10 protein-coding genes are annotated in these 12,835 nt (G+C 67.5%); 3 read left to right on the forward strand and 7 right to left on the reverse strand.

The features are described from left to right. Positions 1–110 precede the first annotated feature (110 nt). A complete protein-coding gene (prpC, locus tag ACZ5MJ_RS08295) occupies positions 111–1,268 on the reverse strand; it encodes a bifunctional 2-methylcitrate synthase/citrate synthase (RefSeq protein ID WP_464223357.1) in 1,158 nt (385 codons plus the stop codon). Positions 1,269–1,366: 98 nt separating this feature from the next. Then, entirely contained in the window at positions 1,367–2,275 is a 909-nt protein-coding gene (prpB, locus tag ACZ5MJ_RS08300) for a methylisocitrate lyase (RefSeq protein ID WP_464223358.1), read from the reverse strand. Positions 2,276–2,556: 281 nt separating this feature from the next. Here prpB and prpR point away from each other — a divergent pair, with 281 nt between their 5' ends. Continuing rightward, a complete protein-coding gene (gene prpR / locus ACZ5MJ_RS08305) occupies positions 2,557–4,524 on the forward strand; it encodes a propionate catabolism operon regulatory protein PrpR (protein ID WP_464223359.1) in 1,968 nt (655 codons plus the stop codon). Positions 4,525–4,567: 43 nt separating this feature from the next. Here prpR and ACZ5MJ_RS08310 read toward each other — a convergent pair whose 3' ends face one another. Then, positions 4,568–5,569: a cysteine synthase A gene (locus tag ACZ5MJ_RS08310; protein WP_464223361.1), complete on the reverse strand. Its 1,002-nt coding sequence runs from the start codon at positions 5,567–5,569 to the stop codon at positions 4,568–4,570. A 120-nt stretch (positions 5,570–5,689) separates the two neighbouring features. Then, complete coding sequence (locus ACZ5MJ_RS08315; RefSeq protein ID WP_010812104.1) at positions 5,690–5,983, reverse strand: putative quinol monooxygenase; 294 nt, start codon at positions 5,981–5,983, stop codon at positions 5,690–5,692. A 227-nt stretch (positions 5,984–6,210) separates the two neighbouring features. Here ACZ5MJ_RS08315 and ACZ5MJ_RS08320 point away from each other — a divergent pair, with 227 nt between their 5' ends. Both ACZ5MJ_RS08320 and ACZ5MJ_RS08325 read left to right on the forward strand, forming a co-directional pair. Then, complete coding sequence (locus ACZ5MJ_RS08320) at positions 6,211–7,431, forward strand: HD-GYP domain-containing protein (protein WP_464223365.1); 1,221 nt, start codon at positions 6,211–6,213, stop codon at positions 7,429–7,431. Positions 7,432–7,687: 256 nt separating this feature from the next. Next, positions 7,688–9,019 carry a mechanosensitive ion channel family protein gene (locus ACZ5MJ_RS08325; RefSeq protein WP_464223366.1) on the forward strand — a complete coding sequence of 444 codons (1,332 nt, stop codon included), beginning with the start codon at positions 7,688–7,690 and terminating at the stop codon, positions 9,017–9,019. Positions 9,020–9,032: 13 nt separating this feature from the next. On the opposite strand, the gene purT is transcribed toward ACZ5MJ_RS08325, so the two are convergent. The 3 genes from purT to ACZ5MJ_RS08340 all read right to left on the reverse strand — a co-directional run bounded on the left by purT (position 9,033) and on the right by ACZ5MJ_RS08340 (position 12,765). Then, entirely contained in the window at positions 9,033–10,238 is a 1,206-nt protein-coding gene (gene purT / locus ACZ5MJ_RS08330; protein WP_464223367.1) for a formate-dependent phosphoribosylglycinamide formyltransferase, read from the reverse strand. 103 nt (positions 10,239–10,341) lie between these two features. After that, a complete protein-coding gene (locus tag ACZ5MJ_RS08335) occupies positions 10,342–11,586 on the reverse strand; it encodes an MFS transporter (RefSeq protein ID WP_464223368.1) in 1,245 nt (414 codons plus the stop codon). Between the two features lie 189 nt (positions 11,587–11,775). Next, complete coding sequence (locus ACZ5MJ_RS08340) at positions 11,776–12,765, reverse strand: Bug family tripartite tricarboxylate transporter substrate binding protein (protein ID WP_464223369.1); 990 nt, start codon at positions 12,763–12,765, stop codon at positions 11,776–11,778. Positions 12,766–12,835: the final 70 nt, after the last annotated feature.

A 12,835-nucleotide genomic window follows, 5' to 3' on the forward strand; every position in this document is an offset into this window, starting at 1 on the left:
TCAATATAGGTATGAAAAAGGGGTAGTGGTCCCATGTCAGCGACCAACTACCCCCTTGCCCGCAGGCCCGGATCAATGCAACCCGACGCGGAGCAAACCGGCAGCCGGTATTACTTGCGATCCTTCAGCGGCACGAACTTCAGGTTCTCCGGACCGGTGTAGTTGGCGCTCGGGCGGATGATCTTGTTGTCGATGCGCTGCTCGATGATGTGCGCGGCCCAGCCCGAGGTGCGCGAGATCACGAACAGCGGCGTGAACATCGCCGTCGGCACGCCCATCATGTGGTAGCTCACCGCGCTGAACCAGTCCAGGTTCGGGAACATCTTCTTGATGTCCCACATCACCGTTTCCAGGCGCTCGGCGATGTCGAACATCTTCATCGAGCCGGCGTCCTTCGACAGCTTCTTCGCCACTTCCTTGATCACCTGGTTGCGCGGGTCGCTGATGGTGTACACCGGGTGGCCGAAGCCGATCACGACTTCCTTGTTCTCGACGCGGCGGGTGATGTCGGCCTGCGCTTCATCCGGGTTGTCGTAGCGCTTCTGGATCTCGAACGCGACCTCATTGGCGCCGCCGTGCTTGGGGCCGCGCAGCGCGCCAATGGCGCCAGCGATCGACGAGTACATGTCCGAGCCCGTGCCGGCGATCACGCGGGCGGCGAAGGTCGAGGCGTTGAATTCGTGCTCGGCGTACAGGTTGAGCGACGTGTTCATGGCGCGCTCCCACAGTGCCGACGGCTTCTCGCCGTGCAGCAGGTGCAGGAAGTGGCCGCCGATGGAGTCATCGTCGGTTTCCACCTCGATGCGGCGGCCGTTGTGGCTGTAGTGGTACCAGTACAGCAGCATCGAGCCGAGGCTGGCCATCAGGCGGTCGGCGATATCGCGCGCGCCCGGGGTGTTGTGGTCTTCCTTCTCCGGCAGCACGGTGCCCAGCACCGACACGCCGGTGCGCATCACGTCCATCGGGTGGGCGCTGGCGGGCACCCATTCCAGTGCGGCCTTGACGTTGGCGGGCAGGCCGCGCAGCGACTTGAGCTTGGCCTTGTAGGCGGTCAGTTCGGATTTGGTCGGCAGCTTGCCGTGCACCAGCAGGTGGGCGATTTCCTCGAACTCGCAGGTCTCGGCGATGTCGAGGATGTCGTAGCCGCGGTAGTGCAGGTCGTTGCCGGTGCGGCCGACGGTGCACAGCGCGGTATTGCCGGCGGTCACGCCCGACAGGGCGACGGATTTCTTGGGCTTGGGCGTGACGAGCGGTTGCGCTTCGGACATCTGGGTCTCCTTGATGTGATGCCTGGTATTGCCTGTCTATTGTTGGTCTCTTGTCGACCAAACGGCCGGGACATAGCCCGGCCGCGCGTGAGTCTTGCTTACTTGCCCTTGCCTTGTGCGAAGAGCGCGTCAAGCTTCTGCTCGAAGTCATAGTAGCCGATGCTCTCGTAGAGCTCGACGCGGGTCTGCATGGTATCGACCACGTTCTTTTGCGTGCCGTCGCGGCGGATGGCCGCGTAGACATTTTCCGCCGCCTTGTTCATGGCGCGGAAGGCCGACAGCGGGTACAGCACCATCGACACGCCGGCGCCGCCGAGTTCCTCGGTGGTGAACAGCGGGGTAGCGCCGAATTCGGTAATGTTGGCCAGCACCGGCACCTTCACCGCGTCCACGAACTTGCGGTACATGGCCAGGTCGGTCATGGCTTCCGGGAAGATGGCGTCGGCGCCGGCTTCCACGCACGCCACGGCGCGCTCGATGGCCTGGTCCAGGCCTTCGACGGCAAGCGCGTCGGTGCGGGCCATGATGACGAAGTTCTCGTCCGTACGGGCGTCGACGGCGGCCTTGATGCGGTCGACCATTTCACCCTGGGAGACGATTTCCTTGTTGGGACGGTGGCCGCAGCGCTTGGCGCCGACCTGGTCCTCGATATGCATGGCCGCCGCGCCGAACTTGATCAGCGACTTGGTGGTGCGGGCCACGTTGAAGGCCGAGGCGCCGAAGCCGGTGTCGACGTCCACCAGCAGCGGCGTGTCGCACACGTCGGTGATGCGGCGGATATCGGTCAGCACGTCGTCCAGGTTCGAGATGCCCAGGTCCGGCAGGCCCAGCGAGCCGGCCGCAACGCCGCCGCCCGACAGGTAGATGGCCCGGTAGCCGGCGCGCTTGGCCAGCAGGGCATGGTTGGCGTTGATGGTGCCGACCACCTGCAGCGGATGCTCGTCGGCAAGCGCCTGGCGGAAACGGGCGCCAGCGGAGCGCGCGAGGTCGGAAGCGGAGTAGGTCATGGCGTATGCGTTGGTGAACAGGACGGGACTAATACTGCAAGGGGTGTGCCAAGCTCCCGGGCGGGTGCCCGGCAAACCCGCCAACCCTTGTCAGCAAAGGGTTGGCGGGTAGGGTGGCTGGCCTCGCTACCCATTTCATGTACTGCTTTCAGCACAATTGAATTTCAAAATCACAAATTTGGATTTCAAAGTTGAAATCCGGCGCTGCGTGGCGGACAATGTGCCAGCACTGTACGCCTGTTCGTCCCGGGTTTCACCACGCTTTCTTCCTGCATTGCACCATGGCTCCTCCCGTCACCACGCAAGGCCGCCCGCGCATCTGGGCCATCGGCATCAGCCGCCTGGCGCGCGCCTTTGCCGACCTGATCCCGGCCTATGCCGACCGGGCTGAATTCCGCATTGTCGGCAAGGGTTTCGAGGCCGCCGCCAGCGCTGTGTCGCGCGAGGCGCGTGAGGGCCGGCTCGACGTGGTGGTGGCGGGCGGCTCCAATGGTGCCTACCTGCGCCAGCACGTTGACGTGCCGGTGGTGCTGGTCAAGGTCACCGGCTTCGACGTGATGGGTGCGCTGGCCACCGCGCGGCGCATCTCGCCGCGGGTGGCGCTGGTCACGCACGCGTCGACCTATGCAGAGGTGGATGAATTCGTGCGCGCGTTTTCGCTGTCGGTCCCGGCCTATACCTACCTGACCGAGGACGATGCCGTCGCGCGCGTGAAGGCGCTCAAGCAGGAGGGCATCCAGGTCGTGGTCGGCCCCGGCCTGGTGACCGACCTGGCCGACCGCTATGGCCTGACCGGCGTGTTCCTGTACTCCGGCAACTCGGTGCGCATGGCGCTGGAAGACGCGATCGAGGCCGCGCGCCTGCGCCGCATCGAAGCCACCCGGCGCGACTACGTCAATACCATCCTGGCGCACCTGAACGAAGGCGTCGCGGCGGTGGACGCGGAAGGGCGCATCCAGTCGTTCAACCCGGCGATGGAGCGCTTCCTTGGCACCTCGGCCACCGCCGCGGTCGGGCGCAAGCTGCAGACGCTGGCCCCCAACCTGGCGCTCGAAGGCGTGATGCAGAGCGGCGACAAGGAACTGGAAGCCATCCACAAGCTCGGCGACAAGATGGTGGTGGTCAACCGCATCCCCATCATCGGCGAGGCCGGCACCGCCGGCGCGGTGCTGACCATCCAGGACGCCAGCGCAATCCAGCGCGTGGACCGCAACCTGCGCTCGCGTGCCCGCACACGGCCGGCGGGCGTGCGCTACAGCCTGGACGACCTGGCCGGCACCTCCGCGGCCATGACCGAGCTGCGCGAACTGGCGCGGCGCTACGCGGTGGTCGACTCCACCGTGCTGATCGGGGGCGAGAGCGGTACCGGCAAGGAGGTGCTGGCGCAGGGCATGCACGACGCCAGCCCGCGCCGCGCCTTCCCGTTCGTGGCGGTCAATTGCGCGGCGTTTCCCGAGGCATTGCTGGAAAGCGAGCTGTTCGGCTATGAAGAGGGCGCCTTTACCGGTGCGCGCCGTGGCGGCAAGGCCGGCCTGTTCGAGTCGGCCCACAACGGCACGCTGTTTCTCGATGAAGTGGGCGACATGCCGCCCGCGCTGCAGACGCGCCTGCTGCGCGTGCTGCAGGAAAAGCAGGTGCTGCCGATCGGCGGGCTCGATGCCGTGCCGGTCAACGTGCGCGTGATCGCCGCCACCCATCGCGACCTGACGGCAATGGTGCGCGACGGCACGTTCCGGCAGGACCTGTACTACCGCCTCAACATCCTGCGCATCGAGATGCCGCCGTTGCGCGAGCGTGCCGAAGACCTGCCGGAGCTGGCCGAGCTGCTGTACCGGCGCGCGCAGGAGCGCCTAGGCCTGGAGCGCCCGCAGCGCCTGCCCGCCGCCGCCCGCGCGCGGCTGGGGCGCTACCGCTGGCCCGGCAATATCCGCGAACTGGAAAACGTGACCGAACGGATTGCTGTGCTGGTAGCGGGGCGCCGGCTGGAAAGCGATGCCCTGCAGCGGGAACTGCTGGCCGCGGCGCCCGAACTGTTTGGCGATGGCGCGCAGCCCGCGGTCGAGCGGGACGCCGCCGAACCTGGCGCGCCTGCCGCACGCGCACGGCGCTCGCTGGCGCGCGTGAAGCAATCCAGCGAAGTCGACCATATCCGGCGCGTACTGGAGGAGTGCGGCGGCGACCGGACCGCCGCCTGCCATATCCTCGGCATCAGCCCGACCACGCTGTGGCGGCGGCTTAAGGCGGCTTAAGGCGGCTTAAGGTTGCTTAAGGTAGCGTGAGCCGCGCAAGCATCTACCCGGCGGGGCCCGCGCGACGGAAGGGAATCGGCTGCAGCCCCTTGCTTTCCAGCCAGGCTTCATTGAACAGCCGCCCCATATACAGGTCGCCGCGGTCGCACAGCAGCGTGACGATGGTGTGCCCCGGCCCCATCTCGCGTGCCAGCGCCACCGCGGCGCCGACATTGATGCCGGACGACCCGCCCACGAACAACCCTTCCTCGCGCAGCAGCCGGTAGACCATGTCCACGCAGGTCTGGTCGTCGACGCGCACGGCGTCGTCGATGGGCGTGTCCTGCAGGTTGGCGGTAACCCGGCTGGAGCCGATGCCTTCGGTGATCGAGCTGCCTTCCACCTTGACCTCGCGGTGCTTGACGAAGTGGTGCAGGCCGCTGCCGTGCGGGTCGGCCAGCACGATGCGCACGGCCGGCTTGTGTTCCTTCAGGAAGCGGGCGATGCCCGCCAGCGAGCCACCCGTGCCGGTGGAGCAGGTGAAGGCATCGATATGCCCGGCGGTGGCGTGCCAGATCTCGGGGCCGGTGGTCTCATAGTGGGCCTGGCGGTTGGCCAGGTTGTCGAACTGGTTGGCCCAGATTGCGTTATCGGTCTGGTCGGCCAGGCGGCCGGCAATCTTCTGGTAGTTGTCGGGGTCGGCGTAGGGCTTGGCGGGCACCGCGCGCACCTCGGCGCCAAGCATGCGCAGCCGTTCCATCTTTTCCGGCGACTGCGTGTCGGGGATCACCACGATGCAGCGGTAGCCGCGCGCCGCGCACAGGTGGGCCAGGCCGATGCCGGTGTTGCCGGCGGTGCCCTCGATCACCGTGCCGCCTGGCTTCAGCAGCCCGCGCCGCTCGGCGTCGCGGATGATATAGAGCGCAGCGCGGTCCTTGACCGAGCCGCCCGGATTGAGGAATTCCGCCTTGCCGTAGATGTCGCAGCCGGTTTCGGCGCTCAGGCCAGCCAGCCGGATCAGCGGCGTGTGGCCGATGGTGCCGGCAAATCCATCCCTGACGTCCATGATGCACTCCTGCCGCGCCCGCAGCGGGCGTCACATTGAGTGATAGATGGGAGGGACGGGAATGACAAGCCGTGGGAGCGGCTGGAGAGGGGCCGAAGTGACCGGGATGGCGCCCGGGGATCAGGCTGCGTTGAGCCAGCGGAAGCTGAAGTCGCCTTCGACGAAGTCCGCGCGCGAGGCGTGGAAATCGCGCATATAGGGCCGGTTCAGGTGGGATTCGAGCGCGCGCTTGGAGTCCCAGACCATGTAGATCACAAAGACCCGCGCGTCCTCGGCGTCCTGCCCGACGTGGTAGTCCAGGCAGCCGGGCTCGGTCAGCCCGCGCGAGCGCAGCGTGGTGAGCTGGGATACCAGCGCCTCGCGGCGGTGGGTCTTGGCACGGGCGATGCCGACTAGCGTGTACGTTCCGGACATGGGTGAACGGGGGCGACTGGCTGGCGTCTGGTGAGCACTGGGCAGGCCATTGTAGCGCCCGCAATCCGCCCGCCGGCAATGCCCGACGGTGCCGTCCGGGCATTCGGGCGGTGCTTGACAAGGGCGGGCGGCCCGGTTCCTTCCCCTGCATGGGGGCCTCAAGTTATCCCGGCGGCTGCCGATACCCAGTGCGACAACAAGAAAACCATCATCCGAGGGGTTAACCCATGCTGAGACGCATTCGGTCGGAGCAACTGCAGGTCGGGATGTTTATCGCCAGGCTGGGCGGCCCGTGGATCAACCATCCGTTCTGGCGCGCCCGGTTCCTGCTCGCCAGCGAGGACCAGGTCCGCCAGATACAGTCGGCGGGGGTGCAGGAGGTCTGGATCGACATCCTGAAGGGCCGCAATGTGCAGGCGCCCGGTACACCGGAAGGGCCGGAAGCAGCCGACGCCATCCCAATGCTTCCGCCCGTCGAGGCCGACACAGCGCCGCCGCCCGCCGCCACGCTTGAAGCCGAGATCGTCCGTGCCCGCGAGCTGCTGCAGTCCGGCAAGGCCGTGATCGGTTCGATGTTCACCGATATCCGCATGGGCCACGCGCTGAAGGTGAGCGGCGCGCTGCTGCTGGTCGATTCCGCGTCCCGTTCGCTGTCGCGCCATGGGCAGGCGCTGCTGGCGCTGGCGCGGCTCAAGGCGCGCGGCGACGACAACTACCTGCACGCTTTCGCCGTCTGCGCGCTGATGATCGCCGTCGGCCGCACGCTGAACCTGCCCGACGACGAGGTGCGCGAGCTCGGCCTGGCCGGCCTGGTCCACGACATCGGCAAGCTGACGCTGCCGGATGCCATCGTGCGCAGGGCCAGCGACCGCACGCCCGAGGAAGAGGAACTCTACCGCCGGCACCCGTCGGCCGGCTATCGCATCCTGAATGAGGCCCGGCTCTATTCCAATATTCCGCTCGATGTCTGCGTCCACCACCATGAACGCGTGGACGGGCGCGGCTTCCCCTATGGGCTGGTGGGGCGCGAACTGAGCGTGCATGCCAGGATTGCCGCGATCTGCGATGCCTATGACTCGCTGACCTCCAGCCGCCCGGGGCACGAGGCGTGGTCGCCGGCGCGCGCCATGGAATACATGGCCGTGCGCGTCGATACGCTGTTTGACCGGCGCGTGTTCAAGGCCTTCAGCCGCACCGTGGGCATCTACCCGCTCGGCACGGTGCTGCGGCTGCGCTCCAACCGGCTGGCCGTGGTCTGCGCACAGAACGACGCCGACCCGCTGCGGCCCAGGGTGATGGCGTTCTACTCAGTCTCGCAGTCCAGGACGGTACCTACCGAACTGATCGACCTGCGCCACAGCGATGAAACGGTAGTGGCGTTCGAGAATGCCGCTGACTGGGGGTATACGGACGAGCAGCTGATGGAGATGTATGCCACGGCGGCCTGACCCGGTGCGGGCATACCTTCAGCCTCCCAGCCATTTCCCCCGTTTCAGCCGCTCGCGCAGGAAATCGCCCGACACCCGCACGCTGAGCCGGAGATCCGGATGCCTCAGTAGCCATAGATCGGTGTCCATGGCCTGACCGACGGGCGCCAGCCGAACCAGGTCCGGGTCGTCTCCGGCCAGCAGGCACGGCGACATGCCGGGTGGCGGACACGTTCTGTACACTATCTGGCCAAGTCATAGGCTAGAGTCGCCCCCCATGAGTTTCGATGCCCTGCTGGAGTTGTTCCAGCAACGTATTCCCGCCCATCCGTGGGCGCAGATTGCCTTGTACGTGCTGGCGCTGGTGCTGATCGCCGCGCTGGCGCAGTGGCTGTTCGGGCATGTGATGTCGCGCATCGCCCATCGCCTGCTGACGGTGTGGGGCAAGGCGCCGTGGAGCACGGCGCTGACGCGCCATCGCGCCTACCGGCGCTTTGGCTATGCGGTGGGCTTCGCGGTGATCACCGTCGGCATTGGCGAGGTGCCGCACATGGGCCGCTATGCGCTGGCCATCGAGCGCATGGCCCATGCCAGCCTGTGGATCTGCTTCTTCCTGATGCTGGGCGGCGTGCTGGGCGCCTGGCAGGACGTGTATGGCAGCAGCCGCCGGGCGCAGACGCGCTCGATCAAGGGCTATATCCAGGTGGGGCGGCTCGTGCTGGGGCTGGTGTGCGCGGTGCTGGTGCTGTCGATCCTGATCGACCGGTCGCCGCTGTGGATGCTGTCAGGCCTGGGCGCGCTGTCGGCGGTGCTGCTGCTGGTGTTCAAGGACACGCTGCTGTCGCTGGTGGCGAGCACGCAGCTCACCTCCAACGACATGCTGCGCATCGGCGACTGGATCGAGATGCCCCAGTGCAATGCCGACGGCTACGTCAAGGACATCGCCCTGCATACCGTCAAGGTGCAGAACTGGGACAACACCGTGACCACGGTGCCGACCTACAAGCTGTTCTCGGAGAGCTACCGCAACTACCGGCAGATGTTCGAGTCCGGCGCGCGGCGCATCAAGCGCACGCTCCGGCTGGATGCGGGCAGCGTGCGCTTCCTGGAGGACCGGGAGGTGCAATCGCTGATGCGCTTCCGGCTGCTGCACGACTACCTGGAGGAAAAGCAGGCCGAGGTCGACGAGGCCAACCGCCTGCTGATCGCCGCGGGCAATGACCCGGTCAACCGGCGCCGGCTGACCAATATCGGCACCTTCCGCGCCTACGGCATTGCCTACCTGAAGGCGCATCCCGAAATCCACCACGATCTGCTGCTCAACGTGCGCATGATGGAGCCCGATTCGCAGGGCATCCCGGTGGAGATCTATTGCTTTACCGCGCTGACCGCGTGGATGGACTATGAGCGCATCCAGGGCGACGTGTTCGACCACCTGCTGGCGATCCTGCCCGAGATGGGCCTGCGGCTGTACCAGGCGCCGTCAGGGGCGGACCTGAGCGGCGTGCGCGTCGCGCCGGTGCTGGCCGCGGCGCAGGTGGTGGCGGCGCAGGCCGCCGTCCAGCATGCACCCGCCCCCGGCGCCGCCGCGGGCAGTCATCCGATGTAACCGGCGCCGGCGCTCAGCCGACCGCGCGCGGACGCACGCGGCTGGCGGCTTCCTTGGCGCGGGTGCGGGCGGTGTCGACATCGTCGGCATAGGCCAGCGCCACGCCCATGCGGCGCTTGACGAAGCTCTCCGGCTTGCCGAACAGGCGCACCTCGGTCTGCGGCACGCTCAGTGCCTGCTCCACGCCATCGAAGACCACGCCCTGGGCATCCACGCCGCCGTAGATCACGGCGCTGGCGCCGGGGCTGCGCAGGCTGGTGTCGACCGGCAGGCCCAGGATGGCGCGGGCATGCAGTTCGAACTCGTTCTGCCATTGCGTGGCCATGGTGACCATGCCGGTATCGTGCGGGCGCGGGCTGACTTCGCTGAACCAGACCTGCTCACCCTTGACGAACAGCTCCACGCCGAACAGGCCCAGGCCGCCCAGGTCGGCGGTGACCGCCTGCGCGATGCGCTGGGCGGACTGGAGCGCGGCCGGATGCATCGGCTGCGGCTGCCAGCTCTCGACGTAGTCGCCGCTGACCTGCACGTGGCCGATCGGCGCGCAGAACTGCGTCTCCACCTGGCCGCTGGCAGCCATGGCCCGCACGGTCAGCAGCGTGATCTCGTAGTCGAAATCGATAAAGCCTTCCACGATCACGCGGCCGTGGCTGACGCGGCCGCCGGCCATGGCGTAGTCCCAGGCCGCCTGGACGCCCTCGGGGCCGTCGATCTTGCTCTGGCCCTTGCCGGAGCTGCTCATCACGGGCTTGACCACGCACGGGTAGCCGATGCCGCCGTCGATGGCGGCCTGCAGCGCTTCCAGCGAATCGCAGAACTTGTACGGGCTGGTCGGCAGGCCAAGCGATTCGGCGGCCAGGCGGCGGATGCCTTCGCGGTCCATGGTCAGGCGCGCGGCGCGGGCGGTGGGGATCACGCGCACGGTGCCGGCGGCTTCCAGCGTTTCCAGCATGGGCGTGGCGATGGCCTCGATCTCCGGCACGACCAGCTGCGGCTTTTCCGCTTCGATCAGGGCCTTGAGCTGCTCCGGGTCGCTCATGGCGATGGTGCGCGCGTGGTGGGCCACCTGCTGGCCGGGCGCGTTGTCATAGCGGTCGACGGCGATGGTTTCCACGCCCAGGCGCTGCAATGCGATCAGCACTTCCTTGCCCAGCTCGCCGGAGCCGAGCAGCATCACTTTGGTGGCAGAAGGGGAGAGGGGCGTTCCGAGGGTGGTCATGGCAGCGGGAGGTGGGGCGGGAAGGAAAATCGAGATTGTACGTGCTGCCCGCCGCCCGTGGCGCCATCCGCATCCCGGTCCGGGGCGGGATGGCGCCACTTTTTCAGGACGCAGCCATCAACGGCGGCCGCCGCCGCGTCGCCACCGCAAAGGCAATCTGCGCCACCCCCGCAGTCAGCCCCAGCGCCACGCCGACCTGCCAGGCCACGGTATAGGAACCGAGGGCGTCATAAACCACCCCACCGCCGAAGGCACCGACAAAGCTGCCGATCTGGTGGCTGAAGAACGCCACGCCGCCCAGCATCGCCTGCCAGCGCAGGCCGAAGGTCTCGGCGATCCAGCCCGATACCAGCGGCGCCACGCCCAGCCACAGGAAGCCCATCACCGCCGCGAACACCAGCGTGCTCTGCGGCGTAGGCGCCGACGAGAAGTACCAGGTCAGCGCCAGCGAGCGAATCGTATAGATGCAGCCGAGCAGCATCAGCTTGTTGAAGCGGCCGCCGGCCCAGCCGAAGAAGATGCTGCCCAGCACGTTGAAGCCGCCGATCACGCCCAGCGCCTGGGCGCTGAGCATCGGGTCCATGCCGCATACGTCGAGATACGACGGCAGGTGCGTGGTCAGGAACACCAGCTGCATGCCGCAGACGAAATAAGCCAGTGCCATCACCACGAACGGTGCATGCCGCAGCGCAGTGCCCAACGCTTCGCGCGCGCTGTCCTGGCCGCGCCCTGCGGGCAACGCCAGCGGTATCCGGTCCACGCGCCCGGCAAACCACGCCGCGGGCAGCATTGCCAGCGCCAGCACCACGAATGCGGCCAGCCCGGTACGCCAGCCGTAGGCCTGCGTCACCATCTGCCCGATCGGCGCCGCCAGCAGCGCCCCCAGTGATCCGGCGCCGGACACCAGCCCAAGCACTGTGCTGCGCAGCGCCGCCGACACCGGCCGCGCCGCCACCGCCATGGCCAGGGCGCTGCCGGTGCACGCCATCGACGCACCGATGGCCACACCCGCGCCCAGCGTGACGCCTACCAGGCTGTGCGCGGTTGCCAGCAGCACCAGCCCGGTCACGTACAGCAGCGATCCGGCCAGCATCAGCGGCCGGAAGCCGATCCGGGTGGCCCAGGCGCCGGCCAGTGGCTGCAGCAGGCCCCAGGCCAGGTTCTGCACGGCAATGGCGATGGTGAAATCCGATACCGAGATGCCGATGTCGCGCGTCAGCGGCGGCATGAAGATGCCAAGGCTCTGGCGCAGGCCCATGGCCAGGCTAAGCATCACGGAAGCGCCGATCAGGATCGGCAAGGCCGGGCGCAGGCCTGCGTAGCGGGAAGGCGCGGTGGGGGTAGTCACGGTTTCGTCTCGTCGATGTCGTTATTGTTGTGAGCCCCGGGGCGCCGTCTATGTATTGAATGTCTTTGTATTTAAGCGGGCGCTGAATATACCGCAGGGTAGGGCGAGCGTATGCCGCGGGCCCGACCGTGTCAATTTGGCTTTGGGCCGGGCAGCCTTCCGCTTTGGCAAAGGCGGCCCGGCATCTCGCTAATCGAGGCTGACCCTGGACGCCCGGATGGTCTCGCCCCAGCGCTTGATCTCGCCGCCGACCAGCGCGGCGAACTTGGGCTGCGGCTCGCCGCCGGGGATGCCGCCCATGTCTAGGAACCTGGCCACCACCTCGGGATCGCGCATGGCTTTGCCCAGCGCTTCCTGCAGCGCGGCGGCAATCGCCGGCGGCGTCTTCGCCGGTGCAAAGAAGCCCAGCCAGCCCATCACCACGAAATCCTTCAAGCCGGCCTGTGCCATGGTCGGCACGTCCGGCAGGGCAGGCATGCGCTCGGCGCTGGTCACGGCCAGCGCGCGCAGCTTGCCGGCGCGGATTTGCGGCAGCGCCTGCGTCAGGTTGTCGAACATAAAGGTGGTCTCACCCGACAGCACCGACGTGGTGGCCGGCGTCGACCCCTTGTACGGCACGTGAATCACTTCGGTGCCCGTGCGCAGCCGGAACAGTTCCGCCGTCAGGTGCGTGGTCTGCCCGATGCCGGCCGAGGCATAGGAATACTTGCCCGGGGACTGCCTGAGCTGGGCCATCAGATCGGCCACGCTGCGCACCGGCGACTGCGCGCCCACCACCAGCACGTTGGCGAACGAGATCAGGTCCGTCAGCGGCATGAAGTCCTGCGGCTGGTAGGACAAGTGCTTGTATGCGCTGTAGTTGATCGCGTGCGAGCCGGTATTGCCGACCAGCAGCGTATAGCCGTCCGGCGCCGCGCGCATGAAGGCCTGCGTGCCGATGATGCCGCCGCTGCCGGGCTTGTTGTCGACCACCACCGGCTGGCCGAGGATGGCCGACAGTTTCTGGGCCACCAGCCGGGTGGGGATATCGGTGGTGCCGCCCGGGGCGCCGGGCACGATGATGGTGATGGGCCGCTCAGGCCAGGCCGCGGCGTTGGCCGCCAGTGGCAGCGTGGCGGCCGTCGCCAGCAGCAGGGCCGCGGACGTGTGGAACAGCGATTCGGGCAGCTTGGGTTTCATGGGTCTCCTCCATGTTCCGTTCTGGTCTGTGTGCTGCTTGGCAATGCAAGAACGGCCGGCTTGCGGCCGG

The sequence above is a fragment of the Cupriavidus sp. LA-1 genome (assembly GCF_055385985.1).